The organism is Lentzea sp. NPDC102401, from assembly GCF_044765805.1.
GTDB lineage: Bacteria > Actinomycetota > Actinomycetes > Mycobacteriales > Pseudonocardiaceae > Lentzea > Lentzea sokolovensis.
In genome coordinates this window covers 112359-134035 of the sequence record NZ_JBIWKS010000001.1, presented here as the reverse complement: position 1 = coordinate 134035, position 21677 = coordinate 112359, and the positions used below count along the sequence as shown (strand labels likewise).

General features: G+C 69.4%; 19 protein-coding genes. 11 read left to right on the top strand and 8 right to left on the bottom strand.

From position 1 onward, the window contains the following. The first annotated feature begins 47 nt into the window (after positions 1 to 47). The gene (locus tag ACIRG5_RS00685; protein ID WP_402898056.1) at positions 48 to 1235 is read left to right on the top strand and encodes a GAF domain-containing protein; all 1188 of its coding nucleotides are present in this window, start codon (positions 48 to 50) and stop codon (positions 1233 to 1235) included. 48 nt (positions 1236 to 1283) lie between these two features. On the opposite strand, the gene ACIRG5_RS00680 is transcribed toward ACIRG5_RS00685, so the two are convergent. Beyond that, on the bottom strand, positions 1284 to 2798 hold the full coding sequence (locus ACIRG5_RS00680; protein ID WP_402898053.1) for a catalase: 1515 nt from the start codon (positions 2796 to 2798) through the stop codon (positions 1284 to 1286). Between the two features lie 354 nt (positions 2799 to 3152). Here ACIRG5_RS00680 and ACIRG5_RS00675 point away from each other — a divergent pair, with 354 nt between their 5' ends. The 3 genes from ACIRG5_RS00675 to ACIRG5_RS00665 all read left to right on the top strand — a co-directional run bounded on the left by ACIRG5_RS00675 (position 3153) and on the right by ACIRG5_RS00665 (position 7786). Beyond that, positions 3153 to 3740 carry a transglycosylase family protein gene (locus ACIRG5_RS00675; RefSeq protein ID WP_402898050.1) on the top strand — a complete coding sequence of 196 codons (588 nt, stop codon included), beginning with the start codon at positions 3153 to 3155 and terminating at the stop codon, positions 3738 to 3740. Between the two features lie 174 nt (positions 3741 to 3914). After that, positions 3915 to 6386, top strand: a complete 2472-nt coding sequence (locus ACIRG5_RS00670; RefSeq protein ID WP_402898047.1) for a glycosyltransferase — start codon at positions 3915 to 3917, stop codon at positions 6384 to 6386. Next, on the top strand, positions 6386 to 7786 hold the full coding sequence (locus ACIRG5_RS00665) for a radical SAM protein (RefSeq protein ID WP_402898044.1): 1401 nt from the start codon (positions 6386 to 6388) through the stop codon (positions 7784 to 7786). Before ACIRG5_RS00670 ends, ACIRG5_RS00665 begins: the two co-directional genes overlap by 1 nt. A gap of 1 nt (position 7787) precedes the next feature. On the opposite strand, the gene ACIRG5_RS00660 is transcribed toward ACIRG5_RS00665, so the two are convergent. Further along, positions 7788 to 8396 (bottom strand): TetR/AcrR family transcriptional regulator, encoded by a 609-nt coding sequence (locus tag ACIRG5_RS00660; RefSeq protein WP_402898041.1) that lies wholly within the window; start codon positions 8394 to 8396, stop codon positions 7788 to 7790. A gap of 92 nt (positions 8397 to 8488) precedes the next feature. Between ACIRG5_RS00660 and ACIRG5_RS00655 the strand changes: the two genes are divergently transcribed. Beyond that, a complete protein-coding gene (locus tag ACIRG5_RS00655) occupies positions 8489 to 9175 on the top strand; it encodes an SDR family NAD(P)-dependent oxidoreductase (protein WP_402898039.1) in 687 nt (228 codons plus the stop codon). 41 nt (positions 9176 to 9216) lie between these two features. On the opposite strand, the gene ACIRG5_RS00650 is transcribed toward ACIRG5_RS00655, so the two are convergent. The 3 genes from ACIRG5_RS00650 to ACIRG5_RS00640 all read right to left on the bottom strand — a co-directional run bounded on the left by ACIRG5_RS00650 (position 9217) and on the right by ACIRG5_RS00640 (position 14838). Further along, complete coding sequence (locus tag ACIRG5_RS00650) at positions 9217 to 12249, bottom strand: fibronectin type III domain-containing protein (RefSeq protein WP_402898036.1); 3033 nt, start codon at positions 12247 to 12249, stop codon at positions 9217 to 9219. A gap of 9 nt (positions 12250 to 12258) precedes the next feature. Then, entirely contained in the window at positions 12259 to 12789 is a 531-nt protein-coding gene (locus ACIRG5_RS00645; protein ID WP_402898033.1) for a hypothetical protein, read from the bottom strand. A gap of 72 nt (positions 12790 to 12861) precedes the next feature. Further along, positions 12862 to 14838: a cutinase family protein gene (locus tag ACIRG5_RS00640; RefSeq protein WP_402898031.1), complete on the bottom strand. Its 1977-nt coding sequence runs from the start codon at positions 14836 to 14838 to the stop codon at positions 12862 to 12864. Positions 14839 to 15056: 218 nt separating this feature from the next. Here ACIRG5_RS00640 and ACIRG5_RS00635 point away from each other — a divergent pair, with 218 nt between their 5' ends. After that, a complete protein-coding gene (locus tag ACIRG5_RS00635) occupies positions 15057 to 15317 on the top strand; it encodes a hypothetical protein (RefSeq protein WP_402898028.1) in 261 nt (86 codons plus the stop codon). Between the two features lie 13 nt (positions 15318 to 15330). On the opposite strand, the gene ACIRG5_RS00630 is transcribed toward ACIRG5_RS00635, so the two are convergent. Next, positions 15331 to 16263, bottom strand: coding sequence for a TetR family transcriptional regulator (locus ACIRG5_RS00630; RefSeq protein WP_402898025.1), 933 nt, complete (start codon positions 16261 to 16263; stop codon positions 15331 to 15333). After that, entirely contained in the window at positions 16260 to 16613 is a 354-nt protein-coding gene (locus ACIRG5_RS00625; protein WP_402898023.1) for a 4Fe-4S dicluster domain-containing protein, read from the bottom strand. The genes ACIRG5_RS00630 and ACIRG5_RS00625 overlap by 4 nt, the downstream gene beginning before the upstream one ends. Before the next feature lie 183 nt (positions 16614 to 16796). Here ACIRG5_RS00625 and ACIRG5_RS00620 point away from each other — a divergent pair, with 183 nt between their 5' ends. Beyond that, positions 16797 to 17624, top strand: coding sequence for an LLM class flavin-dependent oxidoreductase (locus tag ACIRG5_RS00620; RefSeq protein WP_402898020.1), 828 nt, complete (start codon positions 16797 to 16799; stop codon positions 17622 to 17624). Next, positions 17621 to 18037, top strand: coding sequence for a nucleoside deaminase (locus tag ACIRG5_RS00615; RefSeq protein ID WP_402898017.1), 417 nt, complete (start codon positions 17621 to 17623; stop codon positions 18035 to 18037). Before ACIRG5_RS00620 ends, ACIRG5_RS00615 begins: the two co-directional genes overlap by 4 nt. On the opposite strand, the gene ACIRG5_RS00610 is transcribed toward ACIRG5_RS00615, so the two are convergent. Further along, a complete protein-coding gene (locus ACIRG5_RS00610; protein ID WP_402898015.1) occupies positions 18028 to 18981 on the bottom strand; it encodes a zinc-binding dehydrogenase in 954 nt (317 codons plus the stop codon). The two genes, ACIRG5_RS00615 and ACIRG5_RS00610, sit on opposite strands and share 10 nt — an antisense overlap. A 169-nt stretch (positions 18982 to 19150) precedes the next feature. Between ACIRG5_RS00610 and ACIRG5_RS00605 the strand changes: the two genes are divergently transcribed. From ACIRG5_RS00605 to coaA, 3 genes are all read left to right on the top strand, one after another. Then, the gene (locus tag ACIRG5_RS00605; RefSeq protein WP_402898012.1) at positions 19151 to 19297 is read left to right on the top strand and encodes a hypothetical protein; all 147 of its coding nucleotides are present in this window, start codon (positions 19151 to 19153) and stop codon (positions 19295 to 19297) included. A gap of 199 nt (positions 19298 to 19496) precedes the next feature. Further along, positions 19497 to 20678 (top strand): acetyl-CoA carboxylase biotin carboxylase subunit family protein, encoded by a 1182-nt coding sequence (locus tag ACIRG5_RS00600; protein WP_402898009.1) that lies wholly within the window; start codon positions 19497 to 19499, stop codon positions 20676 to 20678. 35 nt (positions 20679 to 20713) lie between these two features. After that, complete coding sequence (gene coaA, locus ACIRG5_RS00595; protein WP_402898006.1) at positions 20714 to 21676, top strand: type I pantothenate kinase; 963 nt, start codon at positions 20714 to 20716, stop codon at positions 21674 to 21676. The last annotated feature ends 1 nt before the right edge of the window (position 21677 follow it).

The following is a 21677-nucleotide window of genomic DNA, read 5'->3' as shown; positions in this document are numbered from 1 at the left end:
TCCGAGGTCAAGCAGCGAGCCTGTGACGCATGGCGAGAGGGCGCGCCGTGAGCGCATTTGGCACGCAGGAACAGACCGAGGACGTAAGGACACTTTTTGGGCAGTCCGCCGCCATCTTCGCGGCGTTCACCGGGCCGGCACACGCGGTGGAGACCGCCAATCCGGCGTTCCTGGCCACCATCGGCGAGGACCGGACCCATCTCGACCCCCTGCTGGACGAGGTGTACCGCACCGGTGAGCCGAGCACCGGCCGTGACGTCCGGGCCGTGCTGGGCACCGGGCCGCACGCGCGGGAAGCGTTCTTCGACCTCAACTGCGAACCGCGCCGGGACGCGGCCGGCGACGTGGCCGGAGTGACGGTCATCGGCGTGGAGACCACCCAGGTCAAGCACGCCCAACGGCTGATGGCCGAACACCGCGCGTTGCTGGAGCAGATCGCCCGGCAGGCGCCGCTGACCGAGGTGCTCGACGGGATGGCCCGGTGCATCGAGGAACTGGCGCCGGAGGAGGTGCTCGTGTCCGTGCTGCTGGCCGAACCCGATGGCCTGCACCTGCGGCACGGCGCCGCGCCCAGCCTGCCCGCGTTCTACAACGAGGCCATCGACGGGATCGCCACGGGCGAAGGCGTCGGTTCCTGCGGCACCGCGGCGCACCGGCGGGAACCGGTGATCGTCACGGACATCGCCACCGACCCGTTCTGGAACGACTTCCGCCACCTGGCCGGACAGGCCGGGCTGGGCGCGTGCTGGTCCACGCCGATCCTGGCGCGCGACGGCGGCCTGCTGGGCACGTTCGCGATGTACCACCGGACCGCGCGGGCGCCGCAGGACACCGACCTGGCCCTCATCAGCGTCTTCGCCGGCACCGCGGCCCTGGCCATCGAACGCCACCACACCGAGCAGGCGAAGCAGGCGGCCGAAGCGCGCCTGGCCGAGGCGATGCGCGCGGAGCAGGAACTGCGCGCCGACGCCGAGCAGCGTGCCACCGCCGCGGCCGAGCTCGCCGCCCAGCTGCGCGCGGCCGCGGCGGAACAGGCCGCCACGCCGCACCCCGAGCACTGCCAGCTCGGCGGCAGGCCGGGGTGCACGGCGGCGGCGGAGGTCAAGGTCGCCGACTCGTGGGGCGACTCGGCCTGGGGCTGTGCCGCCCACGTCGAGGAAGCCCTGATCCACGTGCGGTCGGTCTACATCGCCAGCGAGGAACTCGGCGGTCTGGCGGCCTACCGGAACCGGTGAGCCGACGGGCTGGACGAGCAACGGCGTCCAGCCCGTTCACGGCCTGGTTCAGGCTTTTCGCTGCATGCTCTCGCGTGCCGGGTTCGCCTGCTTCTCCGCTTTCGGGTCCTTCTCGTCCTGCTTCGCGCGCACCCCGGCCTCGACCTGCTTGCCGAGGTCCTCGTCGACGTTGCGCCAGTACTCGAACGCGCGGACCAGCACCGGTTCGGACACACCGTTGAGCAGGTGGCCGACGATGTTGTCGACCAGCCGCGTCCGCGCGTCGTCGTCCAGGACCTCCCGGACCATCGTGCGGGCCTGACCCCAGTCGTCGTCCTCGGCGTGCGAGACGTACGCGGCGCGCACCATGTCGCCCTCCGCCGCCCATCCCGCCGGTGTGCCGTACCGCTCGACGTCGGCGCGCGGGCCGCCCTTGGAGTTCGGCGCGTAGACGGGGTCGGACACGTTCGTCACGCGCATCGCTCCGTCCTTGCTGTAGCTGTGCACGGGCGACTTCGAGGCGTTGACCGGGATCTGCTTGTAGTTCGCGCCGATACGGTGCCGGTGCGCGTCGGCGTAGGCGAACATCCGGCCCAGCAGCATGCGGTCCGGGCTGGCGCCGATGCCGGGCACCAGGTTGTTCGGCTCGAACGCGGCCTGCTCGATCTCGGTGTGGTGGTCGGTGGGGTTGCGGTCGAGGGTCAGCCTGCCGACCTCGGTCAGCGGGTAGTCCCCGTGCGGCCAGACCTTGGTCAGGTCGAACGGGTTGAACCGGTAGCCCGCTGCCTCGTCGAACGGCATGAGCTGCACGAACAGCGTCCAGCTCGGGTTGTCGCCCTTCGCGATCGACTCAAACAGGTCGCGCGTGTGGTAGTCCGTGTCGGCGGAGGCGAGCTGGTCCGCCTCGTCCTGCGTGAAGAACTCGACACCCTGGTCGGTCTTGAAGTGGTACTTGACCCAGAACCGCTCACCGGCGGCGTTGACCCACATGTAGGTGTGCGAGCTGTAGCCGTTCATGTGCCGCCACGTGCGCGGAATGCCCCGGTCGCCCATCAGCCACGTGACCTGGTGCGCGGACTCCGGTGACAGCGTCCAGAAGTCCCACTGCATGTCGTGGTCGCGCAGGTTGTTGTCGGCCCGCCGCTTCTGCGACCGGATGAAGTGCTGGAACTTCATCGGGTCCTTGATGAAGAAGACCGGCGTGTTGTTGCCGACCATGTCGTACACACCTTCTGAGGTGTAGAACTTCAGCGCGAACCCGCGAGGGTCGCGCCAGGTGTCGGGGCTGCCGCGCTCACCGGCGACGGTCGAGAACCGGGCCAGCACGTCGGTCGTGACGCCAGGCTGGAACACCGCCGCCCTGGTGAACGCCGACACGTCCGCGGTCACCTCGAACCTGCCGAACGCGCCGCTGCCCTTGGCGTGGGGCTGGCGCTCCGGGATGCGCTCGCGGTTGAACTGCGCCATCTGTTCGATGAGGTAGTGGTCCTGCAGGACGATCGGGCCACCGGCGCCGATCGTGAGCGAGTGCTCGTCGCTCTCGACCGGGATGCCGGCGTCGTTGGTGGTGGGAAGGTCAGACATCGGTTCCTCTCAGCTGCTCGGCGCACACGGGTGCGATAGGCGGACTGGCGAGCCGCTGACCGACGGATCGACCTCACGGCGGTGACGCAAACACGTCCACCGTGAACACGGTCGCGCGAAGCCGAAACACGAAGTTCGTGATCATCACCGATCGAGTGATCTTGCTCGCGTCCGGACGTGCGGATCCGGCCCGGCGTTCTTACGGTCCTGCCAGCGACCGCAAGGCCGCTGCAGCACCAGGGCCCGCCGTGCGCTCACCTGTCCAGCGGCCGGGCCTTGTTCCAGGTCACGGAACACGTCTCCGCCGGACAGGCGCCGTTCGCGGCGAGAGCGCGGCGGGGCCCGAAAAGGGACATGCGTCATCTCAGCGCCACCACCGCCCGCGTCCTGCTTCTCTCCGCTTCCACGGCGGCACTGATCGCGGCGGGCAGCACCATCGTCTCCGCCGCGCCGTCGGTCGACTGGGACCGGATCGCGCAGTGCGAGAGCGGCAACAACTGGTCGACGAACACCGGCAACGGCTACTCCGGCGGACTGCAGTTCAGCCCGTCCACCTGGCAGGCCAACGGCGGTACCGGCAGCGCCCACCAGGCTTCCCGCGAGGAGCAGATCCGCGTCGCGGAACGCGTGCTGGCCAGCCAGGGAATCGGAGCGTGGGGCGCGTGCGGACGGCGCGGCGGCAGCAGCCCGCAGCCGGTCCGGCAGCGGCACGTCCCGGTCGGCAGCAAGGCCGTGTCACGGGTGGTGCCCGTGGTCCCGGTGGCCGCGCCGTCGGCGAGCAACCCGGACGGCGACTACACGATCAAAGCCGGTGACACGCTGAGCAGCATCGCCACCGAACTCCGCGTCGACGGGGGCTGGCAGGCGTTGGTGGCCAAGAACTCCCGGTTCCTGACCAACCCGGACCTCATCAGGGTCGGGGACAGGATCGCCACGAAGTGACGCGAGAACGGGCCGCTCACCGCCGAACGTGGTGAGCGGTCCGTTCGGCATCGAGCCCATTGAGACGCGATCTGGTGGGGAAGCGCTTCCATGCTAGGTTCGAGTGAGAGTGACTCACTCGAAACGGAGCAGCCAATGCCGGCTCTTTGGGGTGTTTCTTTCGATGCCACGGCAATGTCCGGTGTGGTCGTCGAGTTTCTCAAGACCACCAAGTCCTTCGCGGACCAGGGTTATCGCGTTCATCTCGATCTCGGGTACGACATCAAGGCCGACAAAGGACGCTTCTTCCAGGACTACCGGCACGAACGCGTGCCGGACTGGGTGACGCTCGACCGCGTCGACGGCGTCGCGCGCATTGCGGGATACGACCGGGAATTCGTGGCCGCGACACTGGAATCCGTGCGTCGCAACGAGTTACCCGACACCGATCGCGTCACCGCGGAACTCGCCGACGCGATCGTGCGGACCTGGGAGGACCGCGGCGTCACGCTCGTGGTGGTCGAGAACGGCACGCTGCCGGAGAACGTCGCCTACACGAAGGCTTTGTATCTGGCGATCGCGAGATACGGCGCCGCGCACGAGCTCGGCCGGTTCGTGTTGTGGCGGGATCACGACCTGATGTGGCAGAGCGAGCCAGCGAAGTACGGCAGCTTTCCCTATCCGGCAACGCCTCCGATGGTGAACTCGCCGCACATCCACTACTTCGCCCTGCACGGGGAAGCGAAACGGCGCACGCTCGAATGGATGCCGCAGCTGCGCAATCTCGACGTGCTGCCGAACACCTTCACCCCGCCGACTCGGCCAGGGCGGCCGGACTTCCGTGAACGGCACGGCATCGCGCCGGACACGAAGATCATCGCCAGGTTCACCAGGATCATCCCGCAGAAGCGCATCGACCGGGACCTGCACCTGGTGGCCCAGCTCCCGGGCACGTGCCTGTTCATCGCGGGCGACACCGAGGAGAACCCGGCCGAGACTGCGAAACTCCGTGCACTCGCGGAAGAGCTTCGGGTGCCGGTCGTCTTCGGCGGTGTGCTGGAGCCGTGCGAGTCGGCCAGTGCGGAGTTCTCGGTACGCGACCTGCTCGCGCACGCCGACGTCGTGTCGTTCCTGACGTCGTACGACTACGAGAGCTACGGCAACCCCATCGGCGAGGCGATCGCGGCCGGCGTGCCGTACATCGCGAGCCGCTACGCCCTGTACGACACGGTGTACGCGGGTTTCGAGGCCCCGGTCCTCGACATCCTGGAGCACGACCTGCCGACGCCGGAGTTCGCGCGGCAGGTGCACGATCTCATGACGAACGCGGAGAGGCGGGCGGAAGTGGTGGCGCACAACCGGCAACTCGGCACGCACACCCGCGAGGTCGCGGACGAGCTGGTGACAACGTTGTACCCGCCCGCGATGGGTGCGGAGGTCCGGCTCAGCGTGGTGCTGCCGGTGTACAACGAGGCCGCGAACATCGACGCCGTGCTGCTGTCGTTGCGGAACCAGGACGACATCGATCCCAGCACCTACGAGATCGTGCTGGTGGACAACAACTCCACGGACGACACGGTCGAGATCGCCCGCAGGTTCGCCGAGAGTTCGCCGGTCGACATCCAGGTGATCAGCGAACGCGAGCAGGGCGTCGCGTGCGCGCGCCGGGCGGGCATGGAGTTCGCGGTGCGCAGGAGCAGGAACCGGAAGGATCCCGGCGAGCGCTTCTACCTGATGTCGGCCGACGCGGACTGCCGGGTCGACCGTCGCTGGCTCACCGAGCTCCTCGCGGCGATGGAGAAGGACAAGGCCGCGATCGGCGTGTGCGACTACTACTACAACGCCGAGCACTTCGTCGGCAGGCCACGACTCTGGGACGCGATCCAGCGCACGTTGCGGTGCCGGGCGGTGACGTTCTCGTTGTTCGGCGGCTTTCCCGACGGCAAGGGTTTCGCGGTGGAGCGCGAGGCCTACGAGGACGTCGGTGGCATCGAGATCTTCTACCAGCTGCAGCACGGCCGGTTCGTCAACCACCTGTCCGACGACTGGGACTTCGGCATCCGGGTCGCGGGCTCCGGCCACGACATCACCTACGCACCGAAGTCGAAGGTCGAGATCAACCCGCGGCGCGTCAACCACGCCATCGACGAGGTCATCACGGGCCGCGCGTACGGCAACGACGGCATCATCGTCATGCGGGACATCCGGCCGGAGGCGCCGCCGGTGACGGTCGACCTGACCGAGGCAGAAGCGGTGCAGGCCTGGGAGTTCTCCATCAAGGACTTCACCCCGAAGAACACCATCCTCCCCGTGCTGCTCACACCGTCCTTTCTGGACGAGGACGCCGTGGTCGAGTTCTTCGGTGAGGACCTCGCGCGCCGCCTGGGCGAGCGCATCGCCGAGATCAAGGCCGAGATGAGCGTGACCGACTTCCTGTCCATCCACTCGTACAAGACGCCGTCGTACCGCCTGTACCTGGAGTTCCGGGACGAGATCTTCGCCCGGCTGCGCGCGACGGTCGGCGAGGACATCGGCTTCCCGCCACCGCTGCCGCAGTGCTTCGACTCGGTACCGGCCGCCAGGTTCGCGGAGTTCGTGAAGTACTACTGCGAGGACCGCGAATCGGGGGAGGCGCACAACTACTTCGGCAATGGAGGCGTGTTCTGATGAACCGAGTCCTGACGAACTCCGAACCGAGGGTGTGGGCGGCCTTGCAGGACCCCGCCAACGCCCACCTGCTCGACTACGTCACCGAAGACCCGTTCGGCGCGCACGTGTTCCCCGGCAACGTCGAGGGCTACGGCGTCGACGACTTCCTCGACGACCTGACCGATCAGCTCGTCGGCACCGCGCCGATCCACCTCTGGTCGTACATCCCCACGTGCGCTTACAAGTGCCGCTTCTGCCAGTACCCGGTCGTGCTGGTCAAGGGCGGCCGCAACGAGCAGAAGCTGACGCAGTGGGTGGACTGGAACATCCGGGAGGCCGAGCTCTGGTTACAACGCGTGCCGGAGCTGGCGACGGCGCCGGTCGGTGAGTTCAACGTCTTCGGCGGCACCCCGTCGTTGTTGCCGGAGAAGGACATCCGCCGGTTGCTCGACTTCTACCGGGAGAACTTCGGGTTCACCGACGACACGACGATCCGGTTCGAGGGCGACCCGAGCACGTTCACCCCTGCCAAACTCGAGACCCTGAGGGAACTGGGCTGCACCAAGTTGTCCAGCGGCGTGCAGTCGTTCGACGACGACGTGCTGCGGGAGTGCGGCCGCGAGCACTCGGCGCAGATGTGCGTCGACTTCGTCCGCAACGCGCAGGCCGCCGGCTTCGAGTGGGTCAGCATCGACCTGATGTACGGCCTGCTGGACCAGACCGTCGACAGCGTCAAACGCGACCTCGACGTGGTGCTGGAGAACGAGATCACCGCCGTGGTGTGCACGAAGCTGCACCTGAAGTCCTACGCCGAGACCAGGACAGGGGTGGCGGGGGAGCAGCCGGCGCCGTGGCAGCTGCCGCAGTACCGCGAGAAGCTCGTCAAGGACGGTCACTTCTGGCCGACGTTGCAGGAGCAGTACCGGATGCGCGAGGTGCTGACCGACGGCCTGCGCGCCGCCGGCTACACCGAGCACCCCACCATGTACTTCGCCCGTGACGGCCTCGGACCGGAGAAGTGGAAGTCCATCATGGTGGACCAGGACAAGCAGGAGGCCGAGGTCGCGATCGGCCTCGGTGGCAGCTCCAGTTGCCGCGCCTCCGAGGCGATCACCGACGTGAACTGGAAGAACTACGCCCAGGCCGTCGACGAGGGCAGGGTGCCGCTCGGCTCCGCGACGGGGTTCGACGCCACCGCGCAGGAGGCTCGTGCGGTCAAGATGGCGCTGTCGACGTTGCAGCCACTTCGTGCCGATCTGCACAGCGCGTTGTACGGCAGGTCCCTGCACGAGAGCCCGTGGCGGGAGAAGTTCGCTTCCCTGGCCGAACGCGGCCTCGTGTCGGTCGACGCCGGGGGAGTCACGCTGACCGAAGACGGCGAGGTGCTGGTGGAGGCCATCATCAACACGGAGCTGTGAGTCAGGGCAGCGGCCAGTTGCGCAGGGCGGCGTCGGCGAGTTCCTGGAGTTCCGCGGGATCGACGCCGCCGGCGGCCTCCACGGCGATGCCCTGCTGCAGGATCGCGACGTAGCGAGCCAGGAGCGCGGGATCGGTGCCCGCGGGCAGATCTCCCTCCGCGAGGGCTCGCTCGAACCGCTCCCGGATGCGCGCGAAGCCGTTCTTGCGCCAGTCGACGAGGAGAGCGCGCACTTCCCGCCCGGCGTCACCGGTGGCCAGCGCACCCTGCACGCCCAGACACCCGTGCGGCTGGTCCGGGCGGGTGGTGGTGCGAATGGTGCCGGCGAGCAGCGCCCTGGCGACGCCGAGCGCGGTCGGTTCCGCCAGGGCCAGGGGCACGTACGCGCTCGGGCCCTCGTCGTAGCGCTCCAGGGCCTTGCGGAACAACTGCTCCTTGTTGCCGAACGTCGCGTACATGCTGGCCGTGGAGATGCCCATCGCCTCGGTCAGGTTGGCCAGGCTGGCCCCCTCGTAGCCCTGTTCCCAGAAGACCAGCAGGGCGCGGTCGAGCGCCTCGTCGGCGTCGAACCCCCTGGGGCGGCCGGTCGCACGGCGCGGAGTGGTCGTCACCTGCGCAGCCTACCTCTTCTGAAGTGATCGCTGCAGAACGTGCTACGGTCGAGTTCTGAAGTGATCGCTCTAGAACTGAGGGGCAGAAGCGCATGACCATCACGCTGATCACCGGGGCCAACAAGGGCATCGGTTTCGAGACCGCCAGGCAACTGCTGGACCTGGGCCACGTCGTCTACGTCGGTGCGCGTGACACCGAACGCGGCGAGAAGGCCGCGGCCGAACTCGGCGCCCGGTTCGTCCAGCTCGACGTGACCGACGACGCCTCGGTGGCCGCCGCGCTGGCCGCGATCGACGCCGAGGAGGGACGGCTCGACGTGCTGGTGAACAACGCGGGCATCCTCGCCACCGAAGCCCTCGACGGCCCCATGGCACTGCGCGCCTTCGACACCAACGCGGTGGGGATCGTGCGCGTCACGGAGGCGGCCCTGCCGTTGCTGCGGAAGTCCTCGAACCCGAACGTGGTCAACGTTTCGAGCAGCCTGGGGTCGTTCTGGGCGGTGACGAACCCCGAGCGGCCCGAGTTCGGCCTGCCGCTCGCGCTCTACGCCGCCTCCAAGTCGGCGGCGACCATGCTGACCGTGCAGTACGCCAAGGCTCATCCGGGCATCAGGTTCAACGCGCTGGAGCCCGGCGCGACCGCCACCGACATGACCGCGGCGTTCGGAATCGGCCGGCCGGTGGAGGAGAGCGCCAGGGTCGTCGTGCGGTTCGCGACCTTCGGGCCGGACGGGCCGACCGGGACGTTGCAGGACGAGTCCGGCGAACTGCCCTGGTGAACGGTGGCGAGGAGGCGATCCTCCTCGCCACCGCTGTCAGATCAGAAGCATCCGCTCCAGCTGTCGAACGGCCGATGGTAGGAGTCCTCCGTGCTGAAGTTCGCGCTGAAGGGGAACTCGGGCGTGAGTTCGATCCACACGCGTCCGTGTCCCCAGACGTGGATCCGGTAGGTGTGCGTCCAGTTGATCGGCATCCACCCGCTGTCCGAGAAGCCCTCCCTGGGTGCCCCGTCAGGGATCGAGTAGCTCACCGGTCGGTCCAGCACGATCGTGTTCGTCTGGCAGTCGACGACCTGGTACTGGAACGTGCCGTACAGGACCTTCTCCCCGGCGGCGTTCCAGGATCTGGTGTAGTCGATGCGGTCGCCGCGTCGGTAGCCGCACATCGACGACCTGGGGAAGTCGTACTGGAGCGGCATTCCCGGCGGCGGGTTGCCGAGGTCCAGCCCGCTGCCCCAGGCGCTGGCGCAGCTCGACGTGTTGTCCGGCGGCCTGTAGCGCACGACGGTGTGCGGTGACTGTCTGCTTTCCCCGCTCAGGTTGACCGAGGTCACGTAGAACTCGTAGATGGCGGGGCCGAAGGTGGGGATGGACGCGAACGTCTGGCTGAACGGGTAGTAGAGCCTGCTGTAGGCCCCGTTCCCGGTCCGGTAGTAGACGTAGTAGAGCACGTTCGGGCTCGTGGACGCCCACCACTGCAGCTTGATCCGGCTGCCCTCGATCGAATGCCACGTGCTGCCCGGTGCCGCCGGCAATGGCGGCATCGGCCTCGCTCCGGCCACGTTGGACGGTGCGCTGTCGCCGGACAGGTTGGTGGCGAACACCCGGAACTCGTAGTTCGTGCCGTTGCCGAGGTACTGCAACGTGAACGCGCAACAGTTCGACAGCGGGTACTGCAGACGCGTCCAGTTGCCACCGGCTGCCCGGTACTCGACCCAGTACAGGACCCTCGGTGACGGGCTGGCGTTCCAGCGCAGGGTGACCTGGCTGTCGCCGGCGGTCGCGGTGAGCCCGCCCGGTGCGGCCGGCAGTGGCGGCATCGGCCTCGCTCCGGCCACGTTGGACGGTGCGCTGTCGCCGGACAGGTTGGTGGCGAACACCCGGAACTGGTAGTTGGTGCCGTTGGTCAGGTACTGCACGGTGAACGTGCAGCAGGTGGACAGCGGGTACTGCAGACGCGTCCAGCCGCCGTTCGACCGGTACTCGATCCAGTACAGGACGCTCGGTGACGGGCTGGCGTTCCAGCGCAGGGTGACCTGGCCGTCTCCCGCGGTGGCGGTGAGCCCGCCCGGTGCGGCCGGCAGTGGCGGCATGGGCCTCGCACTGGCCACGTTGGACGGTGAGCTCTCGCCGGACACGTTCGCGGCGGTGACCCGGAACTCGTAGGTGTGCCCGTTGGCCAGCAGGCCCGCGGTGAACGAGCAGCAGTTGACCGGGACGGGCAGGCGCTGCCACGACTGCCCGGCCGTGGCGTCGCGTTGCCACACGAAGTACTGCGCACCACTGGTCGGACTCGCCGCCCAGGTCAGCGTCGCCTGACCGTCGCCGGCGGTGACGGACAGACCGCCCGGCGGCGCGGGCAGCCCGCCGTACGACGTCACCTGCACGGTGTTCGACGCCGGGCCCTCACCGGCGGCGTTCTCGCCGGTCACCCGGAACTCGTACACGTGTCCGTGCACCAGCGAACCGAAGCTGACCTCGGTCTTGTCGGTGGGGAAGGCGGCACGCTGGAAGCTCTCACCCGCGGTGACGTCCCGCTTGTAGGCCCAGTAGAAGAGGTTCGGCCCGGCCGCGTCCCAGTTGAGCGCGATGGTGCCGTCGCCGGCCGAGCCGCCCCGCAGGTTCCCCGGCGCCGGTGGGGGTGAGAAGCGGGCGGTGGCCCTGGCGACGTCGGAGTGCGGGCTCTCGCCGGTGCCGTTGACCGCGCCCACCTTGAACTCGTAGACGTGGTCGTGGGTGAGCAGGCCCGCGGTGAACGTGCAGCATTCGCTGACGGGGTAGGGGAGTTTGACGAAGTCCTGACCTGCCGTCACGTCCCGCTGGTACAGGTTGAACAGAACGCCGGCGGTGGCCTCCTGCCAGTCGACCTTGATGGTGCCGTTGGTCTGCGGCGTGGCCGTGATGCCGGTCGGTTTGGCGGGCAACGGGGCGCGCGGCGTCGCCTCCGCCGACGGCGTCTTCGCTGACTCGCCCGCCTGGTTCGCGGCGCTGACCGCGAACTCGTACCGGTGGTCGTTCGCGAGCAGGCCCGCGGTGAACTCGCAGCACGTCGACAGCGGGAACGGCAGCCTGGTCAGCGTGCTTTCGTCGGTGGTGAGGTCGCGCTGGTAGATCCAGTAGAAGACGTCCTTGATCGGGCTCGCGGTCCACTTCAGGGTGACCTGGCCGTCGCAGGCCGTCGCGGTCAGTCCGGTGGGCGGTTGCGGCGCCGGATACGTCGAGGTCGTCGTGGCAGGGCTGGACTTCGGGCCCTCGCCGCCGCGGTTGATCGCGGACACCGCGAACTCGTAGCGGTGGTTGTGCTGCAACAGGCCCACCGTGAACGCACAACACGTGGTGATCGGGTATTCGAGCTTGGTGTAGTCGGACTGGCCGATCGTCAGATCCCGGACGTAGACCCAGTACCAGGCGTTCTCCTCCGGCGCCTGCCAGCGGAGGTCGATCTGGCCGTCGGCGCGGCTGGTCGCGGTCAGCCCGTGCGGCGCTCCCGGCAGCGCGTAGAACGCCGTCGCCTGGACGACGTTGGACGGATCGCTTTCCTGGCCGCTGCGGTTCGTCGTGACCTTGTACTCGTAGACGTGCTGGTGTGTCAGGTCCTTGTCGGTGACGGTGTTCTTGCCGGGATCGGGGAAGTTGATCGGCTGGAAGTCCGGTTCACCGCCGGTGACGTCGCGGCGCAGGACCTTGTAGACGATCAGGCCGGGGCTCGGCGACTTCGTCCACGACAAAGCTACCTGGCCCTTGGCGTTCGGGACGGCGGTGAGCCGGGTCGGCGGGTCCGGCTTTCCGACGTGCACGGTCAGTGCGGCGGTGTTGGACGGCGGACTCTCGCCGCCGAACGCCTCCGCGGTCACCCGGAACTCCTACTGGTGCTGGTCGCGCAGGAAACCCAGGTGGGCCGTCGGTGTCGGGTACGCCGCCGAGATCCGGGTGAAGCTGCGCTGCCCGGCGGTGAGATCCCGTTGGTAGACCCGGTACACGACGCCGGCCTCGGTCGCCGGTCGCCACGTGAGCGTCGCTGTGCCGTCGCCGTTGTCGCGCGCGGCGAGGTCGGTGGGAGCGGCAGGCACGTCGGTGGGGTTCCCGGGTGTCCAGTCGACGCTGACGAACCGCGGCCGGTCGATCCGTGCGTCGGCGAGGTTGTCGTCCGGGTTGAGGCTGTTGACGTTGTAGGACAGGGTGATCCGGCTGCCCGAGGTGTACTGGGTGTGCACGCTCGCGTCATAGACGATGATCGGCTTGCCGCCCGCGTTCACCTCCGGCGCCTGGTAGAGCGTGCGGGGCGTGGTGAACGGACCTGTTGGCGTGGCGGAGGAGTAGCCGACCACGGTGGAGCTGAACGCGGTGTTGCTGTCCAGCGTGACGAGCGCGTACTCGTTCCCGATCTTCGTCACCGAGAACGCGGTGCCGACGCCGGTGACGATCCGCTCGGCCGCGGACTCCTGCGCCGACCACTCCGAGCCGGTCTAGAACTCCCACGTGCCACCGACACTCGTCGTGCGTGCGACCTTGGCCGCCTTCGGGCCGTCGGTGACGTCCTCGGAGCCGTAGACGTAGGTGAAGCCGCCGTCGGTGACGATCTCCGAACCCCACGCGACATTCGCGCTCAACGGCAGCGCCCGCAGTTCGGTGAGCCGCAGGTCCGGCAGGCTGAACGTGGCCAGCGAAGTGCCGGCGGTCTGGACGTCCAGGCCGCCTCCGCCGGTGGTCTCGTAGCGGTTGTAGAGGACCTTGAGCGCGCCGCCTTCGACGATGCCGTCGCCCACCCAGTACACGGTGCTCGACCCGTCGACCTCGACCAGCGACCGGGGTGCCTGCGTGGTGCCGCCGTGCAGGGTCGTGCCGAGACTGCCGTTCGCGTTCTGCACGACGAGGGTGTTGCGCGGCATCGGGGTGTTGGCCGGTCGGCTGTGGTCTGGGTTGACCGTGCCGAGGAACGTGTCGGAGAACAGCCACGCGGTGCGTCCGTCCGGCAACCGCACGGACGCGGTGCGGTCGCCGCCGGTCCAGTGTCCACCTTGGTCGCCGTAGGTGTTCCAGAGCTCGTTGAGGTCACCGGACGGCTTGCCAGGTCCGGCCACCGAGACGGCCACGGGATCGGACGGGGCGCCGTTGCCGACGCGGTTGGTCGCCCGCACCATGAGCGACACCGGCAGGTCCGCCGCGTTCAGGGTGATCGAGGCACTGCCGCCGTGGTCGACGTAGTCGAACAGGTCGCCGTCGGAGGTGAGCACCTCGTACGCCTCGGCAGGAGAACCGTCTGCGGGGGCGTTCCAGGACAGCGTCGCCTTGGTCTGGTCGGCGGACGCCGTGGCCGTGACCGAGGTCGGTTTGCCCGGCGGGCCGGTGAAGTTGTCCGGGTCGAACACGCCGATCACGGCGTGCGTGGTCGCGCTCTGGCCCGCGTCGTTCGTGACGCGCAGTCCGATCCGTTTGCCGCCAGGGGAGGTGAAGGTGGCGTGCACGATCGGGCAGGGGGTGACGGTGGCGAACTGGCCGGAGTCGTCGAGATCCCACGCATAGGTCAGCTTCCGGTCCTGTGGATCCTGCGACTGGGCCGCGGTGATCGCGAACCGCTCACCGACGACCGCGGCGTCGACCGGCGTGATCACCGCGGTCGGCGTGCCGGCCGGAGGTGCCGGACGCAGCTTGCTGGCGAACGACCGCGCCGCCTGCAGCGGATAGGTGGCGCCGCCGGGGCTGTCGCCGAGCGTCGGGTAGTTGGTGTGCTGGGCGCCGTCGAACGCGAGCTTCTTGGGCAGGCGCCGGTTGAAGTCGAAGAAACCCTGGCAGACCGGGTCGAGCGCGTGGCAGTAGGACAGCACCGGACCGGGGTGCTGGTACTCGGCGCGGGTGCCGAGCGAACCGTTCCGGCCGACCTCGAAGTTGCCTTCCGCGGCGACGGATTCCGAGTTGAACTTCGGTTCGCCGAACAGCACCATCCCGAGCACGCGGTCCCGTGCGGTCGCGGGCAGGTTCTCGTAGACCTCGGCGGTGACCTGGCCGCCCTGGCTGTAGCCGGCGAGCACGAGCTGGGTGCGGGTGCCGCAGGCGGCCACCCGGTCGGTGATCTCCTGCCGGAGCTTCGTGACGCCGTCGCGCACGGAGTTCTTGTAGAGGAACCAGTTGCCGTTGGACGCACCGGTGAGCAGCCCGTTCACCCAGGCGAACGGGCCCATGACGGCGACCGCGCGGTACGGGTTCGGCCAGACCTTCACCGTCTTGCCGGCGGGCACAAGTGGACGGAACTCCCGCCAGAACGCCTCGACCGGCTTGCCGAGACCGTCGTACCCCGCCGCGTCCTCGCCGGAGCCGCGGGAGCCGAGCACCAGGACGTCAGGACAGTCGGGATCGGCGCTGGCCGCTGAGGAGAGCAGCGGCAGGAGACCGCACAGCAGCGCTACGATGATTAGGAATGGTTTGAGCACACGAAACTTGGCCATGGCCAGGCCTCTCCACGACTCACGAGCCGCGCCCCCAGATGACGCAGGGGGTGCGCATAGGATGTGTTTCGTTGTCCATCAAGGTTTTCTTTCGCCGCCGCTGGGCAGTCGCTGTCGCACGCCGCCGAAACGCCGCTGTCGCCGGGCTGATCGGAGCACGGCGAGGCACCCTTGTGGCCGAACGTCGCTCGGGTGGTGCCGGTCTGGCTGGAACGCCGATGCTCGTGATCCTTTCGCTGCGCCCCGGCCCGGCTGAGGCCGTGTTGCGCGAGCAGATCGACGTCGCGGTGGCGGCCGGTTACCGCCGTCCGCCGGAGCCGCCCTCTGGCTTCGGTGGCAGTTGCCCGTTCTTCGACACTCCCGGATTGCCGATGCTCAGCGTCGAGGTCGTCGCCGAGGGTGAGCGCTTCAGGGCGGTGGGTGTTCTGGTCCCCGCGGGCCAGACCGGCGTTGTCGTGAGCCTGTCCACCGACGCCTGACGTACGCGTGCGGTCAGCGCGCCGGGCTGATCCCCGCCACGGCCAGTGCGAACAGCCGTTCGGCTGAGGCGGCCGGATCCTGGTGGTGCTCGGTGACCATCACGATGCCGACGATCAACGTCACCAGCTTGATCGCGGTGACGCCCCTGCGGACCGCGCCGTTCCGAATCGCGCGGCGCAGCAACGGTTCCGAGGCCTCCGCGACCATGGACGCGCACGAGTTGCCGTTCCCCGGGTCGCCCTCGCAGGCCAGGGCGGTGGCGAGCCCGCGAGCGGCGACGCAGTACGCGACGAGGTCGTCCAGCCAGGCGAGCAACGAGTCCCTGCTGTCGCCCACGCCGTCCAGTTCACGGGCCCGCTCGCACAGCGCCTCGATCCGTTGCGCTGAAACGGCTTCCAGCAGGGCGTGGCGGGTGGGGAAGTGCCGGCGCACCGTCGCCGAGCCGACCCCGGCGACGCGGGCGATCTGCTCCAGCGACGCGCCGCCGCCGTGCGTGGCCACCTCCTGCTCGGCCACGGCGAGGATCCGCTCGTAGTTGCGCCGGGCGTCGGCGCGCTGCCGGTCGGCCATGTTCAGCCGTAGCAGTTCGTCGGCCGCCGTGCTGAGCACCTCGTGCGGATCGTCCGGGTCGGCGTGCGGGATCGTCCGGCGGGCCAGGACATTTCCGCGCAGGTCGAGCAACGTCAGCGTGCAGTACGGGTGTGCGACGTGGATGCCCGCCACGACGTGCCTGCCGGTGTCGACGTCCACCGGCACCTGCGGCCGTCCGATCCCCTGGTACGGCGCGGCTTGCGGCATGTCCACGAGCAGGCCCAGCTCGGCGAGCGCGGCGCACGCACGAGTGACCGCGGCCGGGCTCAGCCCGGACGTGCGCGCGATGGCACTGCGCGGGATCGGCCCTTGCCGCAACACCGTGCCGAGCACGACCGACGCGGCCGTGCTCATGAGATCAGCGGCGGGCTGGCAGGGGAGAGCGCCGGGCCGATCGCCCGCGCGGCCCCCGGCGTGCGTCCCCTGCCCCAGCCGATCTCCCTGCGGTAGCTGCCGAGCAGACCGGTGTGCCGCAGGTGTTCCTCGTCGTGCGCGAACGACTCCGCGGGCACCGGGTGCGTCTGCGGGGCGACGAACAGCGCGTCGGCCGGGCAGTTGGCCTCGCACTGGAAGCACGTCTGGCAGTCGGACTGCCTGCTGACGACCGGAAGCCCGTCCTCACCGCGGTCGAACACGTTGGTGGGACACACCTCGATGCACTTGTCGCAGGTGATGCATCGCTCCGCCGACACCAGTTCGATCACGTCAGTGCTCCTCCGGTCGTGCCCACACCTCGTCCAGCCCGCCGGAGGTGATCCGGTGGTGCTGGGCGGGGTCGAGTTCGGGACGGTCGAGTCGCTTGGCCTACCGTGGATTCCACGGCCGAAACGGTCCAAGCCGTGAAGACTCCCTTCAGCGGCAGACCGGGTGCGCCTAGTCTTGATCACGTGTTGATCGGCGTGAACGTCCCCAACTTCGGCCCCGGCACCAGTCCGGCCGTGCTGCGTGACTGGGCGCGGACGGTGGAAGGGCTGGGCTTCGACCTGCTCATGGTGTCCGACCACGTGGTGGTGACGCCCGACGTGGCGCAGCAGTACCCGGCCCCGTTCTACGACCCGTTCACGACGCTGGCGTGGCTCGCCGGTGTCACGGAACGGATCACCCTGGGCACGACCGTGCTGATCGCGCCGTACCGGCACCCGTTGCTGGTCGCGCGAATGGCGGCCAACCTGGCGGAACTGAGCGGCGGCCGGTTCGTGCTCGGCGTCGGGGTCGGCTGGGCGCGGCAGGAGTTCGAGGCGCTGGGCGTCGAGTTCGGCCGTCGCGGCAAGCTCACCGACGAGCTGATCACGACGGTGCGCGAGGCGTGGCGCGACGAGGGTTACCGCGCCGGGGACATCCCGATCTGGGTGGGCGGGGACAGCGACGCGGGCCTGCGGCGCGCGGTCCTGCTCGGCGACGCCTGGCACCCGCTGCGGCAGACCCCGGACGGGTGGCAGGAGTCGTTGACGCGACTGCGGAAGGTCGCGGCGGCGGAGGACCGGCCGCTGCCCGAACTGGCGCCGCGCATCCTGCTGCGGCTGACCGACCAGCCGCTCGACGACCGCAGGCTGGGGGAGGGCACGCTGGACCAGGTCGTCGGCGACCTCGAACGACTGCGCGCGGACGGGGCGAAGGCCGTGGTCCTGGACCCGTTCCTCGGTGATCCGGAGGAGACTCGGCGTCCGGAAGCGGCGTGGCACGCGCTGGCCGCGGTGCGAAAGGAGATGCGGTGAACGAGGAACACCTGCGCAGGGCGATCGCACTGGCGGCGGAGGCGAGGGCGGGAGGCAACCCGCCGTTCGGGTCGCTGCTGGTCGGCCCGGACGGGTCGGTGCTGGCGGAGGAACGCAACTCCTGCCTGACCGACGACGACATCACGGCCCATCCCGAACTGAAGCTGGCCCGCTGGGCGGCCCAGAAGCTCGACGCGGCCACCGCTGCCGGCACCACCATGTACACGAGCTGCGAGCCGTGCGGGATGTGCGCCGGAGCGCTGGCCCGGTCGGGCATCGGGCACGTGGTGTTCGCGCTGTCGGGCAGTCAGCTGAACATGCTGAGGACCTCCGGCGGTTTCGCCGACGTGCCGGCCGACGGACCGCACCTGTTCGAGGAGGCGTGGATCCCGGTCAAGGGCTACTACCCCTGAGGGATCAGCACGATCCTGCCGAACACCTCGCCCGCGTCCATCTTCCGGTGCGCGAGCGCGGCCTCGGTCAACGGCAGCTGTTCGTGCACCACCACCCGCAGTGCGCCGCGCGCGGCTGCGGCGAACTGCTCGGTCCGCACCGCTCGTCCGTCCGATTCGGACACTGTGGAGGCGCTGAAGGTCGCGAACGACAGCGACTTCTGGAACGCGCCCATCATCCGGGTGCCGAAGTCGTCCGGCGGCTGGCCCGCGACAGCGCCGACCACGACCATGCGCCCGTTCGGGTTGAGCCTGCCGAAGAACGACGGCAGGTCCGGCCCGGCCACGACGTCGATGATGACGTCGTAACCGGCCTGGCCTCCCTGACCTGAGCGGTCCAGCACCTCGGTCGCCCCGAGCGAGCGCAGTCGTTCGCCCCGCGCGGCCGAGGAAGTGGTGACCGCGACCGCGCCGGCGCCACCCAGTGCCGCCAGCTGCACCGTCATGATCCCGAGGCTGCCCGACGCGCCACGCACCAGCACGGACTCGCCGGGAGCGAACCGGGCGTGCGCGAGTCCGAAGTGCGCCACGAGTCCGGCGCTGCCGAGCGCCACCGCGTCGACCGCGGACAGGGTCGCCGGAAGGGCGACGAAGTCCGCGGCGACCGCGTACTCGGCGTAGCCACCCCCGGTGCCGGTGGCCGCCCACACCCGTTGCCCGATCCAGGACGCGTCCACGTCGTCGCCCGCCGCGATCACCGTGCCCGCGACCTCACCGCCGAGGACATGGCCCTCGCGGAACCCGTAGGCGGCGAGATCACCGCGCCGGATCACCACGTCCACCCCGCCGACCCCGATCGCCTCGACGGCGATCAAGACCTGCCCCCGCGCTGGAACGGGGGCGGCGAGGTCGACCACGGCCATCCCCTCCGGACTGCCGAACTCCTGCACCGCAACAGCTCTCACGACCGCGAAACTAACGGACGCACCCGTCCGTTTCGCTGAAGTGAGAGCATGCCCGGTCGTTTGTCTCAGACAGTGCGTTCCGACGCGCGGTACAACCGCGAACACATCCTGGACGCGGCACGCGAGGCATCCGCACCTGCTGGCGGACGCAGGACTGCCGCGGCTCACGGTGATCGGTCCACCGCCGGGGGTGGAGCTCGCCGGCCTCGGTCCTGACCGGCCGACGCGCAGGCTGGTCCACGTGACCACGAGTGCGGCCAGGCACTCCCTCGCCGTGCGCGAGCTGGTCCGCGAGCTGCGGGCGAGTGCCCACTGAGGCGAAGTGTCGATCACCAAGTCCCGTTCATCTCTGTGAAAGTCCACAGTGGAGCTTCTGGCGCAGGTCATGGTGCTTCCACCAACGGCACCGCCTCCGACGTGGTCCATCCCACTGCCGCGGTGCTGGCGGGCGGGGGCGCGGTTCCGGAAGGCTCGACCGGGACCGGTGTCCGCGCGTGAGCAGGGGGAGATCATCGATGAGGACGACGATCGTCGCGTTGCAGTCGAAACAGCCGCTCACCGTCGCGCCGTCCGTGGCGTTCCCTCCCGGTGAGTTCGACCTCGTCGTGCTGACGGACGGCCCGGCGGACGGGGTGCTGCGCGAGGACGTCACCGGCCCGGCGCCCGAGGTGACCGTGCTGGACCGGGAGAAGTGGCTGGAGCAGATCCGCGGCTTCGAGGGACCGGTCGAGGTCGTGACGAACGACGAGTACTGCCTGGCCGAGTGCGCCCGGCTGCGGGAGGAACTGGGCCTCGCGCCGCGGCATCCGCGCCGGCCGGCGGCCTACCTGGACAAGGTCGTCATGAAGCGGCTGCTCGCGGCCGGTGGGGTGCGGGTGCCGCGGTTCCACGCCTTCGAACCCGTCGTCACCGCGGAGGCGGCCGAGTTGCTGCTCGAGGAGATCGGCCTGCCGGCGGTGGCGAAACCGCGGCAGGAGGCGAACTCGCGCGGCATCACGTTCCTGCACACGCCACAGGACCTGCGTGACTGGCTGGCCGGGCATGACGGCGAGCCGGGCTGGCAGGTCGACGAGTTCGTCGACGGCACGCTGCACCACGTCAACGCGCTGGTGCGGGACGGCGAGCTCACCCCGGTGCAGGTGGGCCGGTACCTGGGGCCGTTGGTAGGCGTGCACTCCGGGCGCACCCTCGGTGGTGCCACCGAACGGGAGTCGGAGTTCACCGAGGCCGCGCACGAGATGAACGAACGCGTTGTGCGCGCGTTGGGCAGTTCGGGAAGTTTCGTCGTGCACACCGAGTTCGCGGTGAACACCGATGGCGAAATGGTGGTGCTGGAGGTCGCCGGCCGGGCACCGGGCGCCCTGGTGTCGGAACTGGCACTTCTGCACGCCGGGGTGCAGTTGGAGGTGGCGAATCTGCGGATGCAGGCCGGGCTGCCGGTGCCGGAACCGGTCGCGCAGGACCTGCAGGCCGCCTGGCTGTGGCCGCCGGTCATGCCGGGCACGAGGTTCCACGAGCCCGGCCCGGACCTGAGCGGTCTGGCGAGCGGGCACGAGGTCCACGTCCGCAGGGCCGCCAGGGAGGGCAACGAGACCGGCGGCGGGCTGATCGGCGCCTCGGTGCTGCTGTGGCACCGCGATCCCGCCCGGCTCGCGCAGGACGTCGCCGCCGTTGGCGATCTGGCCTGGTTCAGCTGAGACTGGTCCGGTACGCGGACGATCGGGGAGAGAGCTTGTCCACTTCGGAATTGTCCACAGGGGACCGTGCGGCGGTCGGCCACTTCGACTTCAGCCGGGCCGAATGGGCGCGGTTGCGACAGTCCACGCCGATGACGCTGACCGAGGAGGAACTGACCGATCTCCAAGGCCTCAACGAGGAGCTGTCGGTCGAGGAGATCACCGAGGTGTACCTGCCGCTGTCCAGGTTGCTGAACCTGTACGTGGTCGCGACGCAGGGCCTGCACCACGTGGCGAACGACTTCCTCGGCCGCGAGCCGGTGAAGGCGCCGTACGTCATCGGGATCGCGGGCAGCGTCGCGGTCGGCAAGAGCACCACGGCGCGCGTGCTCAGGGCGTTGCTGTCGAGGTGGGAGAACCATCCCGAGGTCGCCCTGGTGACCACGGACGGCTTCCTGCACCCGAACGCGGTGCTGAAGGAGCGCGGCCTGATGGACCGCAAGGGTTTCCCGGAGAGCTACGACGTGCGCCGGCTGATCCGGTTCCTGGACGAGATCACCTCCGGCCGCGACGACGTCGAGGTGCCGAAGTACTCGCACCTGGTCTACGACGTGCTGCCCGACGTGGAGAGGGTCTCGACGCCGGACATCCTCATCGTCGAGGGCCTGAACGTGCTGCAGACGTGGACCGGGCGCACCGAGGACGCGCCGTCGGTGTTCGTGGCCGACTTCCTGGACTTCACCATCTACCTCGACGCCGAGCACGACCTGATCAGGAAGTGGTACGTCGACCGGTTCCTCACCTTGCGGCGCACCGCCTTCCGCGACCCCGCCTCCTACTTCCGCAGGTACGCGGAACTGTCGGTGCCGGACGCGCGCAGGACCGCGCTCGACATCTGGGACCGGATCAACAGCCCGAACCTCGTGCGCAACATCGCGCCCACGCGGTCACGGGCCCATCTCGTGCTGCAGAAGGGCCCTGACCACCGGGTGGACCGGGTCCGGTTGCGGAAGCTGTAGC